Here is a 22,449-nt window from a genome sequence, read left to right on the forward strand (position 1 = left end):
GTACGTAGCCGCGCGTATAACTACAGTGTCGCGCCTACCGCATCGCTAGGCGTACGTACCCATAGCGGGTTAGCCTTGCCTCCCGGTCAACTTCCGGCCGGAACAGGTCGGGCCGTCCAGGTGAACCACCACCCGAACGGCCCTAGGCGATCACCCCACGGGAGGGCTCACGCCATGCAGCACAGTCAATCAGCCACCGAGGCGCCCCCGCGCGTCTACCCGCTGGACCCACCCGCCGAAGATCCCCGCTTCACGCTCGGCCTGACGTTCGACGTCGCCCGGCTTCTGGAGAGCCACGGCTACCCCGCGATCACGTCCGGCGCTGACCTCTTGGAACTTCAGATGGCCCTGTTCCGCTACCTCTACGCCGAGACACCCCGGGGTGACTCATGAGGCCCACGGAACCGGCGCCTCGGCCCGACGTCGAGACCAGGACGTACACCGCCAGCGACGGCGCCACCCGCTACACGATCACAGTGGAACCGGGCGCCCATCCGGCGACGCTGGCCGCTGAACTGCGCAAGCTGCCCGTCGGGGCGGAGCTTGCCGACGCCCACGCCCACCATGACGGCGGAAACCTCATGTCCCCCGCGTGGCTGGACGGAGTGGAGCTGATCTACCGGGTACCGGCCCCGGACACCAGGGACTGACCTCCCGACCGGCGCACGGACGCCCCTCACCCGCGAGAGTGAGGGGCGTTCGGCATTCCTGGCCTACGCCATGAACCACCGAGGCGGCCTACGCCATGACTCACCCACCGTGACCGGGAACGGCTCACCCACCGTGACGAGTGACCGTGGCGCATGGGCCACGGTCCCCCGAGGCGCGATAACACCCGGGCGTGCGCCAGGAACCCGGGTAGGTGCCACCGTGGGTCACGATGGCGTAGGCCATGCTCGACGTGGCGTAGGCCAGAAAGCCTTATGGCACAGGGGCATCCGTGCCGGCAACGGGAGACCTCCCCTGCCGACGCGCACCGTCTGTGACGATTCGTGGCGTCCGCCCTGGCACGCGGCTAACGCCCGATAATCTTCACTTCTCGTGCGTCAGGACCGAAACGCTAGGATCGTCCTAGACGGTTACATAGACACACGGGGGAACGTCTGTGCGTAGCTACGGTCCGCGCATGTCCATCGGTCTCGGCGGAATCAACTTTTCCGGTCCCGGACTGTCCTTCGGCGGATCGTCCCGCCGTAGCGGCCCCAACCCGATCGGGCAAGCAATCATCGGCTTGTTGGTCCTGGCCTGGAAGTTCTTCGTCTGGTACATGCTGCTGACGCTGTTGCTGTCCGTGTGGGTCGTGCAGTATCTCGGCTACGTTCCGGTCGTTGCCGGCATTCGTCGCTACCAGGGACAGCAACCGCTCTTGCTCCCACACCACACAAGGCCGTGGTTCGTCCGTCGACACGGCGCCCGGTAAGTCGTCGGCCGTCCAGCTCGACACCGGGGACAGCCCCTCCCCCTCTTCACTCCCCCACCCGAAGACGTGGGGGGTGTAGACCCTCCCGAGGCGGCCTCGGTCGTCCAGCTCGACAGCGTGAAGTCGTCCAGCGCGGGGCCCGGCGTTCGTCTCGTGACGGTCGCCTCGGGAGCGTCCAGGTGGACGACGTCGAGTGAGAGGCAGGAACGGCGAACGCCCCCGGTCAGAGAGGCGGGACCGGGGGCGTGAGACTCGCCGTGGCGGGGGGCCAGGAAGGCGGAGCCTTCCTGAGGCTACCGATCATCGCAAGCTGAGACAAACCCGTGACAGGCAGTCAAGGCCCCTGAATGGGTGTCTCACCCGAGACTGACGGAGACAGGTAAGGGCGTCGGGCCCGCGGAGACCGGCCTGTACCCTGTGCGACCAGCGCAAAGGGGGGCGTTCGTGAACGGTAGGGACAGGTCAGGCCGCGCCATGGGAGCGGCCGTCGGAGTTCTCATGCTTGTCATGGCCCTGATTGGCGGATGTGGCTCGGCTTCTGACGGGGCCGTCGAGGCCGCCAGCAGCCCGACCGCGGGTTCCGGTCAGGTCCAGGTCCCCGATGTGCTCGGCCTTGACCTCAACGAGGCCAAGGACCGGCTCGGGCCCGACCTCGACGCAAAATCCGTAGACGCCACTGGCCGTGACCGCATGCAGATCATCGACAGCAACTGGCAGGTGGTCCAGCAGGACCCCACCGGGGGATCGGCGGTTCCGAAGGGCACGACCGTCACGCTGCACGTGGTCAAGGAGGGTGAGTCGGTATCGCCGACGGCCAGCCCGACGGCCACGGCGACTCCGAGCGGGGCTCCGCCTGTGCCACAGGTGGCGGACAGTCAGCCCCCGCCCGCACCCGCACCCGCACCAACGACGCGTCCGGCCGATCCTCTGCCCCCGGCTGACAATCCACCGCCCGCGAACGACAACCCGCCGGCCGACCCCTACTACGCGAACTGTGACGCGGTGCGTGCGGCGGGGGCGGCTCCGCTCCATAGGGGTGAGCCTGGCTACCGCAGCCGCCTGGACCGTGACGGAGACGGGACCGCCTGCGACACCTGAGGTATCCGCCCACGCTTCGGGTATGAGCGGACGGCGCCTCGGAAATCTTCTGGCCCACCCGGTGGCGTAAGCCATCATGACCGGCGACCNGATGGCACACCACGAATGGCAGGCCACGAACCTCAGATGGCACGCCACGGGCCTTGATGGCCCATGGGCCACGAACTCCCAATGGCACGGCCCCATGGCCCGATGGCACGCCATCCTGGCATAGGCCATGGGATAGGCCATCCTGGGTAGGGGTGGCGTGTCCGGCGCCCTGGACGTCGTCGCTGTCGTCCAGGGCGCCCACCCGCGTTAGACCCGCGTGGCAGGGTCCGGACCCTGATTCGGGTGCTCCGACTCCCAGCGCGCGGATTTGATCGCCGCACGCAGCTTGCTAGTCATGCTGTCCGGATCGGCCAACGGCCCGTCTTTCTTCGTGGCCCACGTCTGCCGCGTCGACGTAGCCAGTTCGGCGATATCCGCCCCGTGGGTGCCGAGCACGTGATCCGTGACCTGCGTCCGGGCCCGGCGGACGTAGACCGGATCGGGGCTATCCCCGCGATCGGCCGCCGCGACGCTACGCCGTTCCAGCAGGGCGGCCAGATCGGAGACCATCGCGTCGAAGGTCTCGCGAACGTGCGCCTCGGCAAGCTCAACCGGGGTGAGGCGCGATTCGCCATTGACGAACCGGAGAGCGTCCGACCGGTCTCCGGGGAGCATGGGGTGGTCGCGTTCGGCCTGCCGAAGATCCCGGACGGCCCGGCGGAACGTGTCGGTGTCGATGAAGAGAGCAATGCCCTTCACGGTGATGTCCTCTCGTGTGCGTGGATGTGCCGGCAGGCCCCGGGGCCCCTCACCCCGGGGTGCCGTTCTCGTGGCCGTACGGGGCGCCTCAGGGCTCCGTCGGGTAGTCCCCGGGGACGCTGAACGCCTCCGGAGGCACACCGACGATGTGATCCGTATGTGGAACGCCCTTCATGATCGACGTGAGCAGCGTTCCGCCGTCACCGTCGGACTTGATGAAGCACCCGATCCATTCGTCACCCNAACAGCGGTCACCGTGCCGGGACGGCGTTACGGGACGCCTCATCGCCTCCCAGAACGCGGCGCCGGTCGGATTCTCAGCGGTCATGGCCGGACTCCCGCTGTGCCCGGTCGATCTCCTCAAGGACCATGTCCCGGATCGTCGGGTCGTCCAGGTCCAGGCCGAGGCGCGCGGCCATGCGGATCATCACGGTAGAGATCGCCTGCCCCTGCTCTTCGGCAATCCTGGCCAAACGCTCGTCAATGTTCAGCCGAGCAAAGACGCCCAGCACGGTTACCGTTCGGTCAAGTGCGCGTTCAAACAGGGCGACTTCAGATCGGAGCTGTTCGGCACCCTGCCCCTGATACCGCCATGCGTTCTCGCCTAGATTGGCGAGACGCTCACGGAACAGGTCCTTTACTGCGANGATTTCGCCAGCGACTTTCGCCAACTCCTCAAGCGGATTCTCCACTCTAGGCGCATCCGCCGTAGCCAGTAGTTTTGCGTAGGCAATTTCCGCCTCCTGCTGCAAGATCCTCTCCTTAGCTTTGCGTCTCACTTGTTTTGCCGCGCCACCGTGGGCAACGCATACCGAGGCGCCTCGGACGGCCCACGCTCGACACGGCGTGCCGTTCGTCCGTCGGGCGGAGCACTTGACCGCCATAGGTCAACCTCCTGTCTCGCTAGTCATGGGTCGGGCGGGTCCAGGCCCTGACCCCTGAAACTGAATTGATCTTGCCTACGGCCGTCAGGCGGCTTCCTCGGTCCAGCTCTGGACGACGGGCAGGACCTTCTGAAGCTTCCGGCGGATCACGCCTCGGACACAGTTTTCTCTGTGCGTGACCAACTGAAGGTGCGAGAGGCGTACGCAATCGCGACGTCGACACCCGCGCGACCAAACGTGGTCCAGCTCGAATCCGTCAGGGATCGGGCCGTACGCCTGTTCCCACACCCAGCGGTGAGCGAGCACTCTTCGACCGTCAACATGGAACGTTCCGTATCCATCGCTGTTCACGGTGCCCGTCCAAACCCAGCAACCGCCAGGAATTCGGGACACTTTCGCGGCGAATCTCTGCCAGTCGTTCATGTGCGCTCCTTTTCCGGGCCGATGCCCGATAACGATCACGTGGGATAGGTAGAGAGACCGAAGATTCGCAACTCTTGGTGACCACGACCGGGAGCCGCGGCCCTTCGTTTCGATGTGACCAAACACTCACGAAACGTGCTGTGGATCTCTTTGGGTGTCAGCACGACGGTGTCAGCAGTCCGGTGTCAGCAGCAGTGTCAGCACACGGTCTCGCTGACACCGTCCGACGTGATCGACACGAAGGATCACCTTTATTTACAGGCATCACGCTACTTCCTGATCTTGTCTTCCTGACTGTCTAGGGTCGGTGTCAGCACTGCTGACACCGCCTCTAGCTCCCTACGAAGAGGGGCCCGGGGGGAGGCACCGAGGGTGGTAGATCACCTGAGTCTTGGTCCCCCCACGCTCGGGAGTCTCGTCACACACCGTATTTTTCCCGTAAAGCGCCTTGTATTCGGTGAGCACTTCATTCAGGTCACCGGCCGTACGGNTGCCACATGCAGCAGCACGCAGAATCGCGCGCCGCGTGACCTTGCCACCTTTCGACGCGATCCAATCGGCCAGAGAATCTGCCGTGCGCTTCTTGACTGTCGATGCGGTTGACGTCGAATACGTCCCGGATGATCCACCGAGCACACCCCAAACGGCGATCACGTATTCAATCAGCTCGATTGCACCGTCAAGACATTCCGGCGGNATCGCGCCTCCGCCCTGATCAGGCGAGTAGAGTTCAGCCAGCACGAGAGCGACCCGCAAAACCTGACGGTCGGCTTTCGATGCCGCACCCTCAACGGCAAGCGGAGTTTCCGGGTCTCTTTCTAGCTCTTTCCAGCGCGCTTGCGCATCGCGGTACGTCTTGTACGTGGCGTCATCCAGCCACCAAGCGCGGTTCTCCTTGCGCGTGGCTGTCTTTTCAACCCACGTATTCCATTCATCTGAAATTTCGGTCGGGGTAGCCGTCACGGTTTCCGGCGAATAATGCGGAAGCCAACGCGCGCGGGAGCCGTCTTCATCCTCTCCCAACAACCCCACGTACTTCGGCTGTAGTCCTCCGACGATGGACNCCACCNGGCGAGAAATTCGGATCGACACGCCGTCACTCACCCGATCGAACGACACCGACTGTCCGTCCCACATCGACAGCCAACGTGCGTAGTCCCCGGAATCCTTGCCGCCTCGGTAGCGGGTCATTCCGGAGAGGAGAGTTCGGAGTTCATCCACAACCGCGCTGATCATGCCGTCGGACGTGTCCATGATCCGCATGAACGCCTCGGTGGTGACGTCGTCCACCGTCAGACGCACGCGGGCCGGACGCGGCCCCTGACGCTGCTTCGGTGGGGTCTGCTCCCACTCGTCTCGGCGAGGCTTCCACTCCTCGTAGGCCCGGTCCTCCAGAGCTTCCAGGGGGGCACGGGCGATGCTCAGCGCAGGAGACTTCCCGCCGGACCGAGGCGCCAGCAACGGCACCCACACCGAGGACCGTTCGATCTGAGTCATCCGGTCCCTGACCGGCTGGATAGTGGACCGTCGGGCCGCGACGGCGGCCACCCCGAGGGCCGCCCCGCCTACCAGTGCGGGAGGAAGGCCGGTCGCGGTGCCCTTGGCCAGAAGATCACCGAGGGCGCCCATGGTCAGCATGGTGGTCAGCGGGTACTCGGGGAGCGGCCTCACCATCGGTGCGTCGTCTACAGGCTCACGTGCTGACGCTGACGCCGGCCCCGAGGCCGCGTCCGGGGTGGTCTCATCCGCACCCGCGGCGCCTCGGCTGCTTTCACCACCCACGTTCCCGGTGCCCGCTTGCGGCGCCCCAGCGCCTTCCTGAGAGGCGTTTCCGGGACCGTGGGGTGATGGAAAGGGCCTCAGATCGTCCAGGCCGTATCCGGCGTCCAGGTGATCGGAGACGTCCACGCCCTTCGTGTCGAGCGCGGGAAGCCACGCTGACACTGAGCTGACAGCGCCGGTCAGGGCGTCTCTGACCTTCTCGGCGAACGCGATCCCGNGGGCGTCGTTGTCCGCAATGATCTTGACGTCTGCGGCCCCGGACAAGGCATTGGTGTATTCCGGCAACCAGGGCGCGTTGGCACCGTTCGCGATGCAGGTAGCGGCCTTCCCGAGGCGTGCGAGACGGTCAGCGTCCTTCTCACCCTCGACGAAGTAGATCGTCTCGCCGGTCTCGACAGCGTTGATCACTTCGGAGAGGCGGTAAAGGACCCGCCGGACGCCCTTAAGGTTCCACTCGCCGGACGGCTGCTGAGGCCGGAACGTCTTGGGGGCGAACCGGTGGATGAGGTAAAGGGCCGTGCCCTGTTCGTCGGTGTACGGGTAGGTGGCGACGATCCGACCCAACCCACGTGAGGTGACGAACAGGTCTGTGTCGTCCAGGTCGACAGCTTCGGCCACCTGGTCATAGGTGCAGCCGGCGTGGCACGTCAGCAGTAGCCGCCCATCCCTGCCGACCCCGACGGACAGGGAGGCGTTCTTGTCCTCATGGGCGGGGCACTGGACGTACTGCTGTGGCTTGCTGGGGTCCACGGAGGTCTTGAAGCCGTGGCGGTNGTACACACCCGAGAAACGATCAAGAGGCTGTGTGGTGCTTCGGTGCGTCTCAGGTCCGGCATCAGGGGGTGGCGTCGAGCTGGACGCGGCGCGTTCGGCCACGTCGTGGGGCAGGAAAGCCATGATCTGTACCCGTTTCGTGTTGATCAACACGACGGAGCACGTGACCGGCAGGCAAGCCACGGGTACACTTGTGACCCGATGGGCGTCCCGGTCCGGGGCAGCAACCCCAGGACGTGTCCTTCGTGTTGGTAAAGGCCCCGATTCCGCGATTTCCCGATCGCAACCGGAATCGGGGCCAACCCATTTTCAGACTAAATCGTGTTACGCCGCATCTACGCTCGCCTTCTTTTCCAGCTCCTTCCGAAGCTCCTTCATTGCGGCTTCTTTTGCCTCACGCTTCCAAGCGGCCTTCTTCTGGCGAGCGATTGACGCACTGAGAGATAGTCGCGTCATGTGCTCACGGTGCCGGTGGTAGGCACGCCGATTGACTTCGTCGGCGGGAAGCTCCGGATTTTCGGCCGCTACCCGGTCACGCCAGTAATCGATGCTGGCAGGCGAGCGACGGCGTGCGGGAGCTGTGATTTCTCGCGAGTCGTGGCGCGCGTGCATCGCGTGCGCGGCCAATTTCTTAGCCATTCTCTGTTGCTCGGGAGTGCGCGCCAAAATAAGCCTCACAAGGCATGAAGAACCACCGGCTTTACCGGTGTGCGACCATTGATGGGCACCGTAGCGCGCGGTTTCCCGAGACGTCAAACGCCGCAATAAATTCTGACCGGCTGCATTTATGAATGTGGCCTGCCGGTAGGAACACCCCAACCCGGACCGGACAGGGCCTCAGCGTCGAGCTGAGGGCTCAGAGACGGTCCCCGAGGCGCAGACGACGATGGGCCTCACGAGCACGCTCATCCGCGACCGAGGCCCCGTACCGGCGGACCATCGCGGACGACTTCCACCCCATGTTGCGCATCAGGTCCGATTCACCACCCCCCGCGTTCAACCAGGTGTGCGCGGCGGTGTGGCGGAACTGGTGAGGGTGCAGCCGCTCGATACCGACGGCTTCGCCTCGGCGCCACAGCATCTGCCGTATGCCGTCCGCAGAGAGGGCACCACGGCCCTTCTCCGACAGCCACAGGGCCGGCAAGGCGGCCTGCCGGTCCTTCCCCCTGAGCCTCACGTACCGGTCCAACGCGGTTCCGGTCCTGGCCCCGAACGGCACGGCTCGGGAACGCCTGCCCTTGCCGATCACGTGGATCACGTCGGCCCCGAAGTCGACATCCGCCAGCGTGAGACCTGCGATCTCCGCGCGTCGACAGCCGGTGTCGAGGAACAGGCGGATGATCGCCGTATCGCGTCGGGAGACAAGATCACGCCCGGACGCCCCTCTCAGCAACGCCTTAAGTTGATCATCGGTCAGGACGGGTACCGGCTTGTCCGGGACAGCAGGCGGTTTCATCTTCGCCATGGCGGACGCCGGTAGATCCTCTTCGTCCGCGATCCACCGGCAGAACTGCTGCAACGCCCGGTAGGTCATGCTCACCGTGGACGGGGCATGGTCGGTCGCGTAGACCGCGAGGAACTCCGCGACGGCGGCACGGTCCAGTTCGACAGGGTCATCGGGCCCGTCGGTGGCGCAGTGTCGGGCGAGAGCCTCAGCAGCGCCGGTGTAGATCGCCAGCGTCCGGGCCGACNTGTTCTCTGCGGTGAGGGTCCGGCGCCATGATCGGATCATCGCGGCCCATGCCGGGGCGACGCTGGCAGGCGGTGTGAGGGGTGAGGGCATGTCCGAAATAGTGCGCTGTCTCACCGATGTGCGTCGGTGCGTCGCGGCTCACAGGGCCCGAAAACGCCTGCAAATGAAGGGGTTGTGGGCGCGGAGGGACTCGAACCCCCGACCACTCGCTTGTAAGGCGAGCGCTCTCCCGCTGAGCTACGCGCCCGGGATGGTGCCAGCCTACGCAACCCGAGGCAACGCCGGTGGCATTCGTCCGGTCGCACGGCGCCCCCAATGTCGAGGGTCGACCGTGCCAGTCGCAACGTTAGCCGATGATCGCCGACTGTGGGTCAGGAGATCGGACGTGGTCTTCCGAACATGCGGGCGAGGGCCGCGTCGACATCGGCGGCGAGATCGCTTCGCCGGTCGGGAGAACTCGTGGGCGGGACAGCGCGGGGCTGGTCCTCGGAGGCGGTTCCTGCGCCGCTCTCCGTGCCGCTCTCCGTGGCCGCTGGCCTGCCTCCGGCCGGGGGCTCGGTGTGGGGAGCCGACCGGGGCTCCTGGAGCGGCTCCGGAGACTTCCTCGGGACATCCGACGGATCCGGCGATCGGTCCGCCGCTTGCCGCTCGGGCTCATTGCGGGCACCGCAGTCGCGGCAGAACACGGTGCCGAGCGCCTTCGCCAGCCGGGTCGAGGCGCACCTGTCGCACCGGTCGAGGACGGTGTTNCATTCCGGGGAGGGGCGGCACGCCGGGCAGACCAGGACCTGCTCGCCGCCGACCACCACCCGGTGCCAGGGGCTCGATCCCCGCACCGGGTCAGTCTGGCGCGCACTGCAACGAAAACACGGCATCGTTCACCGCCCTCGCGGTCCGGCGGAGCACGTCGACCACACCGCGCGCCATGTCGGGCTCCCACCCGGGGGCTCCCGGCTCGCCAGGCCGCCCTGGGTGGGAGCCCGACAGGGCAGGGTAACCCTGCCCGGCGGCTCCCCGGGACTACAGCGCGGCGAGCGCCTTGAGGTACTCGGCCTGGTCACGTGCGTCCGGAATGTTGTTCACGACCTTCCAGCGCACCTTGCCCTCCTTGTCGATGATGAAGGTCCCGCGCAGGGAGATGCCCTTCTCCTCGTTGAAGACGCCGTAGGCCTTGGCCACCTCGCCGTGCGGCCAGAAGTCCGCGAGCAGGGGGAACTCGTAGCCCTGCTGGTCCGCCCACACCTTGTGGGCGAAGGAGGAGTCGACGGAGATGGCCAGTACCTGCACGTCGTCGTTCTGGAAGGAGCCCAGGTCGTCCCGGACGGAGCACAGCTCGCCCTGGCAGACGCCGGTGAAGGTCAGCGGGTAGAACAGGAGCACGACGTTACGGCGGCCCCTGAAGTCGGACAGGGTGACAACCTCGTTGTTCTGGTCCTTCAACGAGAAGTCGGGGGCGACGGCTCCGACGTCGACGGTCACGAGCTGTTCCTCTCGATTGCGGTTGGTTTCGCGTACCGGGGGCTGTTCGACCTCTCGGTCTTCGCGACCTGTCAGTCCTCTCCGCCAGCATGCCACCGCCGACGGCGGCCATGGCGTCCGGCCGCTGCCGGTGTGCCGGATCCGGGGGGTGGCCGGGCGCCCCGCCGGCCGGCCCGCCGCCACCTGTGATCTACGGCGCGCGAGGTGGGGCGGGTTCGTGGTCGGACCGCCGCCCGCGGGCGCCCGCGGCTCCTGAGACCACAGTCGCGACCACGTCGACCCGACACGCACCGGCGGTACACCCGCCTGCGCCGGCGTGCACCCGCCCGTACCCGCCTGTACGGCTTGACCTCGGCTGATGCCGTCCGGGTGGGATCCAGGGCAGGCGGCCCAGAACAGCGGCGGCCGAGCGACCCAACCGATTCCGGGGAGTGTCGACCCCGATACGGAAAGCACATTTCCGGTCAACGATCCCACAGAAAGGCGCGGGAACGGGTTTCTGAGACTCGGGTGCCCTAGTCTGACCGGTCGACGGCCACGATGAACAATCGCGCCGGACAACAGAAGGCTACTGGCGCGAGACGCGCTTCCAGCCGGTGTCACAGTGGCGCATCGGGCGCCCGCGGGACCGACAGCAGGGAGGTCGTGACCACCTTGACCGATCAGATGCCGCCGTCCAGCCCGCCCGGCTGGGGAACAGGTAGCCATGGAGGCCCCGGGGGCCCGCCGCAGGGGCCAGGCGGCCCCTACGGGCCCGTCCCCGGTGCCGCGCAGGGACACCCCGGAGCACCCGGGCAGCAGAACGCTCCCGGGGCGTACGGGGCGAACCCGTACCCGCCGCAGCCGTACCCGGGCAACCAGACCTATCCCGTCCCGCCGGGGTACGGCCCGCCGCCCGCCGGTGCGCCGCCGGTCGGCGCCGGAATTCTCGGCAAGCGCCGCAACCCGTTCGCGGTGTGGCTGGGTCTGCCGATCATCACCCTGGGCATCTACAGCTTTGTCTGGGTGTACAAGACCAACAAGGAACTCTCCGGCTACAACCCGCGGATCAAGGTCAATCCGACGTTGTCGGTGCTGGCCTTTCTGGTCGGCTGGGTACTGATCGTTCCGCCGTTCGTGGCGACCTGGCGGCTGGGGACCCGCACCCGCGACGCCCAGCGCGCCGCCGGGCTTCCGGAACTCAGCCCGGGACTCGCCTTCGTGCTGTGGCTCGTCGGCGGCGGGGCCCTCTACCTCCAGTTCGAGATCAACAAGATCTGGAGTCGCTACCCGGGAGCGGTCGAAGGTCAGCAGGTCCCGCTGAGCTTCTGAGCGGTTGCTTCGATTCTGAGCGGTTGCTTCCGAGCGCCGTTGCTCCCGAGCCGTTCGGCCGGGACTTCGGCGCTTCGGGGGCTCCCGGCCTGAGCGCTTCGCGGCCTGCTTCCCTGCCTTCAGCGCACTTCGAGGCATTCAGCGCACTTCGAGGCCTTCAGTGCATCGGGATCTTCCCGAAGCACCGAAGGCCACCGGCCGCGCGCCAGCGACCGCCCGAACGGCCAGCAGCCGCCCGCCGCACTTCATCCGGGGACGAGGCGGGGACGGCTGTTCCCCGCGGGCACAAGTCGCCAGGTGCGGACGACACCCAGCCGGGCGGCCTGAAACCACCGCCGGCCGGGCTGCGCCCGCCCCGGAGGATCTGCCGCAGGCGAGGGCTGGCGACGCGGTGGCCGCCAACCCGGCTCACGCCTGGGCAGGGATTGGTCAGCGGTGGCGGACCCGCTGGGACTTGGGCGCCGCCAGCCGCATCCCGGCCCATTCGGCCGCGACGCTGACGGTGCTGGTCTGGACGAGGCCCGCTGTCGGCACGGCGTCGAGGACGTCGCTGGGCTCCACGTGGCCTTCGCGGCCCGCCTTGGGGGTGAGCAGCCAGATCACGCCCTCCTCGGACAACTGCCTGCGCGCGTCGATGAGGGCGTTGGCGAGATCGCCGTCGTCCTCACGCCACCACAGGAGGACGACGTCGACCACGTCGTCGGAGTCCTCCGGCACGAGCTCGGTGCCACTCGCCGTGGTGACTGCGTCAAGCAGGTCCTGGGCGATGTCGTCGTCCTCGTTGAGCGACTGGACCAATGTGCCGGCCGCGACTCCCAGACGTTCCGCACGGCGCTGACCCTCGGCGTTCGCCGCGGTCGGACTCACCCTCCGATACCTCCTGCTCGTGTAACACGACGCTCCGCTGTGGCGAGGCGCCCCGGTCGTGGGCGGACCGGTCGGCGACGATTCGCTCGCGCGACCCGCCGTGGGCCTAGTCCACCGGACCATCCGGTGGCTGCGCAAGTGCCACGCCGGGGGTTGTGGACAAGCAGGGGGATGCCGGCCGTTCCACAACGATCTCCGCTGACACAATCTCGCTACCCTTCGGCCGCCGCGTCAACCCGTCGCGGCAAACGAACCGACGAGATGTCACCGTCGTCCCAACCTGCGGGTATGTGATGTGTGACGTCTCGTGTGGTCGGAATGGTTCCCGCCCCGGCGGCCCGGCGGCGGACGGCGCCGGGCCGGCCGTGGCCGGAGGCGGTCAGCCTGGGAGGAAGGAGAACCGGACAGTCCGGTCGGGGTTGTCCACATTCAGGTCGACGAGCGCGACGGACTGCCAGGTGCCCAGCGCGAGCCGGCCGTCGAGGACGGGAACTGTCAGTGACGGTGGAACGATGGCGGGCATCACGTGTGAGCGGCCGTGGCCGCGGGAGCCGTGGGCGTGCCGCCAGCGGTCGTCCGCCGGCAGCAGGGCCGCCAGCGCGGTGAGCAGGTCCTCGTCGCTGCCGGAGCCGAGCTCCAGAATCGCCACCCCGGCCGTCGCGTGCGGAACGAAGACGGACAGCAGCCCGTCACCCCGGCCGGCGACGAATTCCGCCGCCCGGTCGGTGAGGTCGACGACCCGCTCCTGACGGCCGGTGTGCACCGTCATTGTTCTCGTCTCCACCGCGAACGCCCCTCTTCTCCCCGCCGGCCACTTCGTACTGTCCGTTCCCCGCGGCCGCCTGCCCGCACCCACGCCCCGTGCCGCCGCCCAGGACGGCCCTCCAGGCCCTGTCACGCGGCCGCCAGGCGTCCGCCCTTACCCGCCCCGCGCCGAGGCGGGCCGAGGCGGGCCAACGGCAAGCCACGGAACTTCCAGTGTCCCGGTAGACGGGTGTTCGGCCGCACCGCCAGGACGTGATCCGGTCAGTGGTCCGACCGGTTGGATCTGTCACGCCGTCCCGCGCTTCCCGCACGATCTTCCATCCGCCGCCGGCGCCGCTGCCGTGCGCGGCGCACCGGGTGCGCGACCGGAGATCCGCCCGCCACTTCGCCCCCGCGACCATGGTCGACCTTCCCTATACCAACCAACACAAGCGGTCGTCGACCATTGACAGATGGTCATAAGGCCAAGACCGGTCAGGTGTAATCGGGGCTCGCCGATCCAGTTTTGTTACCGCTCGGTAGGCAGGGCGTGCGTGACGGCCGTGTCGAGACGGAGCACGATAGTGAGAGGGCATCGGCACAGGAGCTACGGAGAGCAGGAGTTGGGCGTGGCGCAGGACACAACACGGAAGTTCTCGGTGATCACCGACGGGCTCCCGAGCCAGTTGCCGGACATCGATCCGTCCGAAACCAGCGAATGGCTCGAGTCACTCGATGCCGTCATCGAGGAGTCCGGGCGGGGCCGAGCACGGTTCCTCATGCTCAAACTCCTCGAACGAGCGCGGGAGAAGGCCGTAGGCGTACCAGGCCTGACCAGTACGGACTTCATCAACACCATCCCGCCCGAGCGGGAGCCCTGGTTCCCGGGCAACGAGCACGTGGAACGGCGGATCCGCGCCTACATCCGGTGGAACGCCGCCATCATGGTGAGCCGCGCCAACCGCCCCGAGTACAATGTCGGCGGGCATATCGCGACATATGCGTCGAGCGCCAGCCTCTACGAGGTCGGGTTCAACCACTTCTTCCGCGGCAAGGACCATCTGACGTCCTCCCCCGGCAGCGACTCCGGCGACCAGATCTTCATCCAGGGCCATGCCTCCCCCGGCATCTACGCGCGCGCTTTCCTGGAGGGCCGCCTCACCGAGGCGCAGCTGGACGCGTTCCGCCGGGAAGGTGAGCCGGGTGGGCTTTCCTCCTACCCACACCCGCGCCTGATGCCGGAATTCTGGGAGTTTCCGACGGTCTCGATGGGCCTCGGCCCGATCGACGCCATCTACCAGGCCCGGTTCAACCGGTACCTGCTGAACCGCCAGATCAAGGACACGTCCCGCAGCAAGGTGTGGGCATTCCTCGGTGACGGCGAGATGGACGAGCCCGAGTCGATCGGCGCACTCGGTGTCGCCGCCCGCGAGGAGCTCGACAACCTCNTCTTCGTCGTGAACTGCAACCTGCAGCGCCTCGACGGCCCGGTGCGCGGCAACGGGAAGATCATGCAGGAGCTGGAGTCGCTGTTCCGCGGCGCCGGCTGGAACGTCATCAAGGTCGTCTGGGGCCGTGACTGGGACCCGCTGCTCGCCCAGGACACCGACGGCGTCCTCGTGCACCGGATGAACACGACGCCCGACGGCCAGTTCCAGACGTACTCGACGTCGGCAGGAGACTACATCCGGGAGCACTTCTTCGGCGCGGACGCCAGGCTCCGCCGAATGGTCGCCGGCCATTCCGACGACGACCTGCGCAAGCTCTCCCGCGGCGGCCACGACTACCGCAAGCTCTACGCGGCCTACAAGGCGGCCACCGAGCACACCGGCCAGCCCACCGTGATCCTCGCCCACACGATCAAGGGCTGGACCCTGGGCAAGGACTTCGAGGGCCGCAACGCCACACACCAGATGAAGAAGCTCTCCAAGTCGGAGCTGAAGGAGCTGCGCGACCGGCTCTACCTGGAGATCCCGGACTCGGCTCTCGACGGGCACCTGCCGCCGTACTACCGCCCGAGCGCGGACTCCGAGGAGATCCAGTACATGCGGGAGCGCCGGGCGGCGCTCGGCGGGTCGATTCCCCGCCGGGTCGTGCGCGCCCACCCGCTCCCGCAGCCGCCCAAGTCGATCTTCGACGAGCTGCGGCGCGGTTCGGGCAAGCAGCCGGTGGCGACGACGATGGCCTTCGTCCGGTTGCTCAAGGACCTGATCAAGACGAAGGAGATGGGCGCCCGCTTCGTGCCCGTCATCCCGGACGAGGCGCGCACGTTCGGGATGGACGCGATGTTCCCCACCGCGAAGATCTACTCGCCGCACGGGCAGCGCTACGAGGCTGTCGACCGCGAGCTGCTGCTGTCCTACCGGGAGTCCGAGAGCGNCCAGATGCTGCACGAGGGCATCAGCGAGGCCGGGTCCATGGGCTCGGTGATCGCCGCGGCGACCGCCTACGCGACTCACGGCCAGCACATGATCCCGGTCTATGTCTTCTACTCGATGTTCGGGTTCCAGCGAACCGGTGACCAGATGTGGGCCCTGGGCGACCAGCTGGGCCGGGGCTTCCTGCTCGGCGCCACCGCGGGCCGCACCACCCTCAACGGAGAGGGTCTGNAGCACCAGGACGGGCACTCCNTGCTGCTGGCCTCCACCAACCCGGCCTGCGTCTCCTACGACCCGGCGTTCGCGTTCGAGATCTCGCACATCGTCCGGGACGCACTGGACCGGATGTACGGCGAGCGGAACGAGAGCGTCTTCTACTACCTGACCGTCTACAACGAGCCCGTTCCGCAGCCCGCGGAGCCGACCGGGCTCGACCCGGCGCAGGTGCTCGCCGGGATGTACCGCTTCCGCACCGCCGACGACCTCACCGGCGGCGACGGGGCCACGGAGGCGCCCGGCAGCTCCGCAACGCCGCGGGCGCAGATCCTCGCCAGCGGAACCGGCATGCGGTGGGCGCTGGCCGCCCAGGAGATGCTGGCCGCCGACTACGGCGTCGCGGCCGACGTCTGGTCGGTCACGTCGTGGAACGAGCTTCGCCGGGAGGCGCTCGTGTGCGAGCGGCACAACCTGCTCCACCCGGAGAAGCCCACCGCCGTGCCATATGTCACTCAGATCCTCGACGGGGCACCCGGCCCGGCCGTCGCGGTGTCCGACTGGATGCGTGCGGTGCCCGACCAGATCTCGCGGTGGGTCCCGCAGCCCTACACCTCGTTGGGCACCGACGGGTTCGGCCGTTCCGACACCCGGGCCGCGCTGCGTCGTCACTTCAACGTGGACGCCGAGTCGGTGGTCGTCGCGACACTCGAGGCACTCGCCCGGACCGGCGAGGTCGAGCAGGCCACCGTGGACGACGCCATTCGCCGGTATGGGCTACGCAAGGACGGCGTGGGTGAGGTCACTCTCGGCGCGGCCGTCGAGGCGGACGAGCCCGCCGTCTCCGGCTGACGGCACCGAACACCGCCCACCCGGCAGCCCTCGGCGGCGCCGGGTGGGCGTTCCGGATGACATCCGGGAGCAACCGCCCGGCACCGGTTCGCACACACCCCCGGCTCACCGGCCCGGCAACCCGGGATCCGTGAACCGGGGGTGGCGAGCCGAGCCTCCTACGACACTGCGTGACGACACAGGTCACACCAGAAGCCACGCAGTGTAATCAAACGCAGTCGCAACTCTCCGCGTTCACCGTGCTCCAGCCGCGCACCGGTTAGCATCTGTGCTCCACCGATGCCACCAGCCCAACGCTCCTCGTGACAAACAGTCACCGTCAATCGGTTCCTGATCGTCACCGGCGACACTATTGTCTCGGGAGTGACATCTACGGCCAACGGCCACGCGCGNCAGTCACGCGCGGGCCGGCGGACCGCGATCCGCCGCGGGGAGCTCCCCGCGACGCCTGGCCCGTCGCACCGGGGCCCCGGCCCCCAGTGCCCGGGTGACCGGCCGGCGTGCGGTGCCCCCACGTCCCGCGCACCGCGCGGCCTGACCCGAGGTGGGGCACGTCGCGGCCCGCTGGCCACGAGATCGAGGAGGAGCACGTGACGCGTGTCCCGAGGACCACCGGTCCGGCCGCCCAACAGGCGGCCACCCGCCAGCCGGGCCGGCAGGCATGATCCTCCGGGCTCGCCGCATCGACCGGCTGGAGGAGCACCCGAACCTCCGCGGGATTCTCGGCATACTGGCGCAGCTTGTGCACACGACCGACAGCGAGCTGGTCTCGCTGGCCGCGTTGTGGCGGAACTCCGGGCAGCTCGCCTCCGCGCGCGACAAGGCACTCGCGCCCGAGTCCCCGCTGATCGTCGAGGTTCTCGCCGCCTTCGACGCGCTCTCCGCCATCTATGCGGACGATCTCACCGGCGCGGACTTCGTCACCCTGGATCCGGCGATCACCGCCACCGCGCTGCGGGCGATGCGGGACGCCCTCGCGGGCGCCTACGCCAAGCCGATCCTGAGCCGCTCCGAGTACACGGCGCTGCTTCGCCCGTGGCGCTCCGTCTACCCGAGGGTCCGTTCCCACGAGCCGGACCTCGGGCCGGCCGCCGCCGACGTGAAACGGGTGCTCGCGACCCTGCCGAGACTGGCCCGCCGCTGCCACGACCCGGCCAGCCTCGAGGTCTTCGACGGCCTGCTGACCACGGTGCTGACCCGGGACGACGACGCCCACNAGGTCGCGATGGAGCGGGCGTTCGACAGCGCCGTGCTGACCGGGCGGCGGCGGGTGTGGACGTTGGTCCGCCGCAGCGCCGCCGAGGGGTTCTGGCGGCTCTGCCCGGCCTGCCGCCGCCTCGCCACCGCGCCCGACTCGTCCGACGAGCGGGTGATGGAACTGTGCGCCGACCTGGCCTGCGCGCTGCTCGTCGAGGACCTCCTGGAGCCCCAGACCTTCGAGACGCTCACCACACCGCTGCGGGCACTGATCCCGCTGCAGAGCGCGGCGGGCGGCTGATCCCGCCCGGCTTCCCGGGGAGCGGCGCGCGGACGGCCGCTCCCCCAAACCGCCCGTCGGACGGCCAGCCGCCGGCCGGACCGCCAGGCGTCAGGCGGGACGGTAGACGACCAGGCGGGCGCCGCTGGTGGTGATCGCGATCCGCCGGACCCCCTCGCTCACCTCGCCGTCGCTGGCGAACGGCAACGGCGCCGACTGCCTGGACGAGATCCGCACCCGCTCCACCGTGCGCTGCTCGTAGACCCGGGAGCGACCGAGGCGTCCGGTCAGCACGGCACCGACCAGTCTCAGCCGGGCCAGCGGCGCGGACGCGTCGACGACCCGCAGGTCGAGCAGACTCTCGTCCAGCCGCGTCCGGTAGGTCGGCGCGAAGCCGTCGGGCAGGTAGCGACCGTTGCCGACGAAGATCAACCACACCCGGCGGTTCTCGCCGTCGACCTCCACCTCGAACGGTGGCTCGTTCCACAGCACCCAGCTCAGCGCGAGCAGCATCGCCGGCCACTTGCCGATGCGGCGCTCGAAACGCTCCCGGACACGGACCATGTCGGGGTAGCCGCCGAGACTGGCCGTGTTCAGGAAGATCCGGCCGAACCGGGTTCCGGCCGCGCCGGTACCGTCCACCTGGCCGACATCCACCGCCACGGCCGATCCGTCCCGCAACGCTTTGATCGTGTCTCCTGGCCCGCTCAGGCCGACGTCCGCGGCGAAGTGGTTCAGGGTGCCGGCGGGGAAGACCGCGAGCGGGAGGCCCCGCGCGAGCGCCGCCGCGGCCGCGGTGTTCACCGTTCCGTCACCACCCGCGATGCCGAGTACTCGGCTGTGCTGGGCCATGCGGTCGATGGCCGCGCCGAGGTCCTGCTCCGGCTCGACCTCGACGATCCGCGCACCCGGCAGGTGAGCCCGCAGGGCACCGACCAGATCCGCGTGGTGGCCGGCGCCGGCGCGGGCGTTGACCACCACGCCGAGGCCGGTCCCGTCCGGCAGCGCCGGCGCCCAGGCGGATGCGGGGCGGGCGCGGGCCGGCGTCCAGGGCCGCCGCGGCATCACCTTCGTGGTCAGCAACCCCGCGCCGACACCCAGCGCGACACCCGCCAGCACGTCGCCGGGGTAGTGGGCGCCGACGTAGACCCGGGAGAAGGCGACCGCCGAGGCCAGTACCGCGACGGGCACCGCGGCGCCCGGCGCGTCAAGAGCCACGCCGGTCGCGAACGCCGCGGCGGATGCCGAGTGCCCGGACGGAAAGGAGAAGGTCGTCAGATCACGGCTGAGTCGGCGCAGCGGCGGGATGCCGTGGGTAGGTGGGCGGTCACGGCGGAACAGCAGCTTCGCGGGACCGTTGGCGGCCGCGCTGGCCACCCCCAGTGCCAGCAGACCGCGCAGTGCCGCGGGGCGGCGGCGGCCCTTGGTCGCGCCGAGCGCGCCCGCCACACCCCACCAGAGCATCCCGTGGTCGGCGGCGTGCGACAGCCGCGGCAGCAGCGGGTCGACCAGCGGCCGGGCGCCGGCGATCGAGGAGAACAGCGCCCGGTCGAGCGCCGTACCGGTCCGCAGGAGGCGCCGGCCGATCGCGACGTCGTGCCGCACCAGCAGGCGCGCCAGTTCGGCACGGCCGCCGAACGCGGACGCACGCCTCCCGGACGCACGACTCCCCGAAGCGCGGCCCCCGGAGAGTGGGCCGCCGCCGCGTTGGTCCCGGTCACGAGGGCGAGGTCGCGGAGTTCGCCGCGTGGACGTCACGCCGGAACCGTACCCGTTCGCCCCATACGAACCGCGGTAAGCGGCTCATCCGGGGCGAACGAGCCCAGGCGGGTCAGACCGGGGTCGGCGCGGCGTTCGCCGCGCGGCGCGGCATCGGCGGACGGGGAACGCAGCCCGCTCTGGGGAGCGGACGGCGCGGCTCCACCGTGCGGCCGGTGGGGAGGATCTCCCCGGTGTCCTCGAAGAGGATCACCCCGTTGCACAGCAGACTCCAGCCCTGGTCGCAGTGCCGGCTGGTGACAACCGCCGCGTCGTGGTCGGCGCTGTCCGCGGCGGGGCACGGCGGATTGTGGGGGCACCGGCGCCCGATGACAGCAGACGGGGCGGGTGCGGAGGAGGGATCGCCGGACGGTTCACCGTCCGGCGCTGGCGCCGGCGTCGCCGAGGCCTGGTCGAAAACACTTCCTTGGTGCACGAGCACCAGAGGTTACGCCTCTCCGTTAGGCACGTCACACGGGGGCGCCTGTGCGCCCACCGGCGTGTCACGTCGTACACGCACACCCGGGTCCCGCTGGGGTCCCCTGGTGCACCAGGGTGTATCTCCGCGTGGCCGCCTCTCCCGGTGATCGCTCAGCAGGCCTGCAAATCGGTAGATTGCAGCCCGACGCCAAGCGCTGGGCGCCCCGGGCTCCGAGGATTGGTCCGTGCGGCCGTCCAGCGCCACGCCAGCCGAACGCCGTCTCCGCCGAAAGGGCCTCCTGCTCCCGCCAGCCGCCACGGTCGATCGCGTGACCCGGTGCGGCCGGCTCGCCGCGGTCGGTCCGCTCGACGGGCGGGCCAGCAGGTCCAGCCGGCGCCACGTTTGCTCCAGGCCTGTGGGGGGTCACGCATGGTGAACAACTCGCGTACCACCGGAGGTTCGTCACCCGGAGCGGCCCGCCCGTTCCTCCTGCCGGGCCTGGCGGCGGAGACAGGCCCGGCAACACAGACAGGCCCAGCAACACAGGCAGGCCCAGCGACGCAGACAGGCCCAGCAACACAGGCAGGCCCAGCGACGCAGGCAGCCGACCTGGGCAGGCCGGAACGCGACTCTGCCGACGGTCCCGAGGTGTCGGTCGTCATGCCCTGCCTCAACGAGGCGGAGTCCGTCGGTGTCTGCGTCCGCAAGGCACTCGAGGGCCTCGCGGCGGCCGGCGTCGACGGCGAGGTCGTGGTGGTCGACAACGGTTCGACCGACGGGTCCGCGACGGTGGCCACCGCGGCCGGTGCGCGCGTCGTCGCCGAGGCGCGGCGTGGCTACGGCAACGCCTACCTCGCGGGATTCGCGGCCGCGAGGGGTCGCTTCCTCGTCATGGGCGACGCGGACGACACCTATGACTTCGCCGATCTCGGTGCCCTGCTCGCCCCGCTGCGCGCCGGCCGGGCCGACTACGTGCTCGGCTCGCGGTTCGCCGGGGAGATCCTGCCCGGGGCGATGCCGTGGCTGCACCGGTACGTCGGCAATCCGGTCCTCACCGGCATCCTCAACCGCCTGTTCGACGTCCGCTCCTCAGACGCCCACTCCGGGATGCGGGCGTTCACCAAGGACGCGTACCGGCGCATGCGACTGCGCTGCGAGGGCATGGAGCTGGCCTCCGAGCTGGTCATCGCGGCCGGGCGGGCGGAGCTGCGCATGGAGGAGGTGCCGATCACCTACCACCCCCGGGTCGGCGCCTCCAAGCTCCACTCGCTCCGCGACGGCTGGCGCCACCTGCGGTTCATGCTCCTGCTCGCCCCACGCCACCTCTTCGTGCTGCCGGGGCTCGTGCTGCTGGGGCTGGGCACGGTGGGGCAGCTGGCGCTGCTGCCCGGTGCCCTCGACCTCGGATTCCACCGGCTGGACCTGCACTTCTCCGTCCTGTTCGCGTTGTTCACCATCCTCGGCTGGCAACTTGTGCTGCTCGGTGTCTTCGCCGACGTGCACAACCACGCGGCCGGGTGGCATGAGCGCCGCCGCTGGCCGCTGACGTCGATCCACCGGCACTTCACCCTCGAACGCGGCCTGGCGGCCGGCGGGGTCCTCTTCGCGGCCGGCCTCGCGATCGACGGCGTCGTTCTCGCCCGGTGGCTGGCGAACTCGATGGGTCCACTCAACGAGCTGCGACCAGCCCTGCTGGCGATGTCCCTGATGGTCCTCGGGGCGCAGACCGCCTTCGGCTCGTTCTTCCTGCGGCTGGTGACCGCCGGGCCGAGTGGCGGCCACGGCCGTGCCGGGTGGGCCTCCCCCACGGTGGCCGCGACGTCCCCACCGGAGCCGGGTGAGCTGGCGGTAGCCGCCGGGCCGTCCTCCGCCGGCGGCCCGGCGGACACCCCCCGGCCGGGGGCGGCGGCGGTGCCAGACCCGCCGGTTCGGGACGAGGGCCTCGGTGGCCGGGGCCCGGATCCGGGTCGGGATCCGGCGGCGGCAGCCAGCCCGCCCGGCGCCCACGCGGGAATTCCCGCCCGGCAGTACTGACAACTCGGATCGAGATAACTGTGATCCACCCACACAATCGGGGGCCCAAAGG

The 22,449-nt window shown here is 69.1% G+C and carries 16 protein-coding genes, 1 tRNA gene and 9 pseudogenes; 12 read left to right on the forward strand and 14 right to left on the reverse strand.

Going from position 1 to position 22,449, the window contains the following annotated elements; translation table 11 throughout:
* Positions 1–174: 174 nt before the first annotated feature.
* From UG55_RS04455 to UG55_RS04470, 4 genes are all read left to right on the forward strand, one after another.
* Entirely contained in the window at positions 175–393 is a 219-nt protein-coding gene (locus UG55_RS04455; RefSeq protein WP_066063209.1) for a hypothetical protein, read from the forward strand.
* On the forward strand, positions 390–650 hold the full coding sequence (locus tag UG55_RS04460; protein ID WP_066063212.1) for a hypothetical protein: 261 nt from the start codon (positions 390–392) through the stop codon (positions 648–650). The genes UG55_RS04455 and UG55_RS04460 overlap by 4 nt, the downstream gene beginning before the upstream one ends.
* Before the next feature lie 476 nt (positions 651–1,126).
* Positions 1,127–1,420: a hypothetical protein gene (locus UG55_RS04465; protein WP_066063215.1), complete on the forward strand. Its 294-nt coding sequence runs from the start codon at positions 1,127–1,129 to the stop codon at positions 1,418–1,420.
* Positions 1,421–1,927: 507 nt separating this feature from the next.
* Positions 1,928–2,518 (forward strand): excalibur calcium-binding domain-containing protein, encoded by a 591-nt coding sequence (locus tag UG55_RS04470; RefSeq protein ID WP_242423726.1) that lies wholly within the window; start codon positions 1,928–1,930, stop codon positions 2,516–2,518.
* Between the two features lie 297 nt (positions 2,519–2,815).
* Here UG55_RS04470 and UG55_RS04475 read toward each other — a convergent pair whose 3' ends face one another.
* From UG55_RS04475 to UG55_RS04510, 10 genes and pseudogenes are all read right to left on the reverse strand, one after another.
* Positions 2,816–3,307 carry a hypothetical protein gene (locus tag UG55_RS04475; protein WP_066063221.1) on the reverse strand — a complete coding sequence of 164 codons (492 nt, stop codon included), beginning with the start codon at positions 3,305–3,307 and terminating at the stop codon, positions 2,816–2,818.
* A gap of 968 nt (positions 3,308–4,275) precedes the next feature.
* Positions 4,276–4,614, reverse strand: coding sequence for an HNH endonuclease signature motif containing protein (locus UG55_RS46620; protein WP_083986397.1), 339 nt, complete (start codon positions 4,612–4,614; stop codon positions 4,276–4,278).
* A gap of 491 nt (positions 4,615–5,105) precedes the next feature.
* Positions 5,106–5,310 (reverse strand): annotated as a pseudogene (locus tag UG55_RS46625) (hypothetical protein); the annotation flags it as partial.
* Position 5,311: 1 nt separating this feature from the next.
* A pseudogene (locus UG55_RS46630) lies at positions 5,312–5,677 on the reverse strand (hypothetical protein); the annotation flags it as partial.
* 7 nt (positions 5,678–5,684) lie between these two features.
* A pseudogene (locus tag UG55_RS46635) lies at positions 5,685–6,288 on the reverse strand (DUF3987 domain-containing protein); the annotation flags it as partial.
* 1,206 nt (positions 6,289–7,494) lie between these two features.
* Positions 7,495–7,935, reverse strand: coding sequence for a hypothetical protein (locus UG55_RS29360; RefSeq protein ID WP_199865029.1), 441 nt, complete (start codon positions 7,933–7,935; stop codon positions 7,495–7,497).
* A 91-nt stretch (positions 7,936–8,026) separates the two neighbouring features.
* The coding region (locus UG55_RS04495; RefSeq protein ID WP_255360423.1) for a tyrosine-type recombinase/integrase at positions 8,027–8,861 on the reverse strand (835 nt) is incomplete at its 5' end.
* Position 8,862: 1 nt separating this feature from the next.
* Positions 8,863–8,953: pseudogene (locus tag UG55_RS46640) on the reverse strand (hypothetical protein); the annotation flags it as partial.
* Positions 8,954–9,038: 85 nt separating this feature from the next.
* Positions 9,039–9,110 (reverse strand) — tRNA-Val (locus UG55_RS04500).
* A 773-nt stretch (positions 9,111–9,883) separates the two neighbouring features.
* Positions 9,884–10,342, reverse strand: a complete 459-nt coding sequence (locus tag UG55_RS04510) for a peroxiredoxin (protein WP_066063236.1) — start codon at positions 10,340–10,342, stop codon at positions 9,884–9,886.
* A gap of 645 nt (positions 10,343–10,987) precedes the next feature.
* On the opposite strand from UG55_RS04510, the gene UG55_RS04515 reads away from it, so the two are divergent.
* Positions 10,988–11,653 carry a DUF4234 domain-containing protein gene (locus UG55_RS04515; protein WP_242423727.1) on the forward strand — a complete coding sequence of 222 codons (666 nt, stop codon included), beginning with the start codon at positions 10,988–10,990 and terminating at the stop codon, positions 11,651–11,653.
* Between the two features lie 429 nt (positions 11,654–12,082).
* Here UG55_RS04515 and UG55_RS04520 read toward each other — a convergent pair whose 3' ends face one another.
* Both UG55_RS04520 and UG55_RS04525 read right to left on the reverse strand, forming a co-directional pair.
* Positions 12,083–12,520, reverse strand: coding sequence for a DUF3052 domain-containing protein (locus UG55_RS04520; RefSeq protein ID WP_006543704.1), 438 nt, complete (start codon positions 12,518–12,520; stop codon positions 12,083–12,085).
* A gap of 379 nt (positions 12,521–12,899) precedes the next feature.
* Positions 12,900–13,289, reverse strand: a complete 390-nt coding sequence (locus UG55_RS04525; RefSeq protein ID WP_066063238.1) for a secondary thiamine-phosphate synthase enzyme YjbQ — start codon at positions 13,287–13,289, stop codon at positions 12,900–12,902.
* Between the two features lie 604 nt (positions 13,290–13,893).
* Between UG55_RS04525 and UG55_RS32400 the strand changes: the two are divergent.
* The 6 genes and pseudogenes from UG55_RS32400 to UG55_RS32425 all read left to right on the forward strand — a co-directional run.
* Positions 13,894–14,712 (forward strand): annotated as a pseudogene (locus UG55_RS32400) (pyruvate dehydrogenase (acetyl-transferring), homodimeric type); the annotation flags it as partial.
* A 1-nt stretch (position 14,713) separates the two neighbouring features.
* A pseudogene (locus UG55_RS32405) lies at positions 14,714–15,643 on the forward strand (pyruvate dehydrogenase (acetyl-transferring), homodimeric type); the annotation flags it as partial.
* A 1-nt stretch (position 15,644) separates the two neighbouring features.
* A pseudogene (locus UG55_RS32410) lies at positions 15,645–15,873 on the forward strand (hypothetical protein); the annotation flags it as partial.
* Positions 15,874–15,895: 22 nt separating this feature from the next.
* Positions 15,896–16,707: pseudogene (locus UG55_RS32420) on the forward strand (transketolase-like TK C-terminal-containing protein); the annotation flags it as partial.
* Positions 16,708–17,368: 661 nt separating this feature from the next.
* Positions 17,369–17,923 (forward strand): hypothetical protein (locus tag UG55_RS04535; protein ID WP_242423729.1); only part of this gene is annotated, 555 nt, incomplete at its 3' end.
* A gap of 1 nt (position 17,924) precedes the next feature.
* Positions 17,925–18,205: pseudogene (locus UG55_RS32425) on the forward strand (hypothetical protein); the annotation flags it as partial.
* 90 nt (positions 18,206–18,295) lie between these two features.
* Here UG55_RS32425 and UG55_RS04540 read toward each other — a convergent pair.
* Complete coding sequence (locus UG55_RS04540) at positions 18,296–19,789, reverse strand: bifunctional phosphatase PAP2/diacylglycerol kinase family protein (protein WP_066063247.1); 1,494 nt, start codon at positions 19,787–19,789, stop codon at positions 18,296–18,298.
* A 226-nt stretch (positions 19,790–20,015) separates the two neighbouring features.
* A complete protein-coding gene (locus UG55_RS04545; RefSeq protein ID WP_066063250.1) occupies positions 20,016–20,384 on the reverse strand; it encodes a DUF5999 family protein in 369 nt (122 codons plus the stop codon).
* Between the two features lie 408 nt (positions 20,385–20,792).
* On the opposite strand from UG55_RS04545, the gene UG55_RS04550 reads away from it, so the two are divergent.
* Positions 20,793–22,397, forward strand: coding sequence for a glycosyltransferase family 2 protein (locus UG55_RS04550; protein WP_066063253.1), 1,605 nt, complete (start codon positions 20,793–20,795; stop codon positions 22,395–22,397).
* Positions 22,398–22,449: the final 52 nt, after the last annotated feature.

It is taken from the genome of Frankia sp. EI5c (assembly GCF_001636565.1).
Taxonomy (GTDB): Bacteria; Actinomycetota; Actinomycetes; order Frankiales; family Frankiaceae; genus Parafrankia.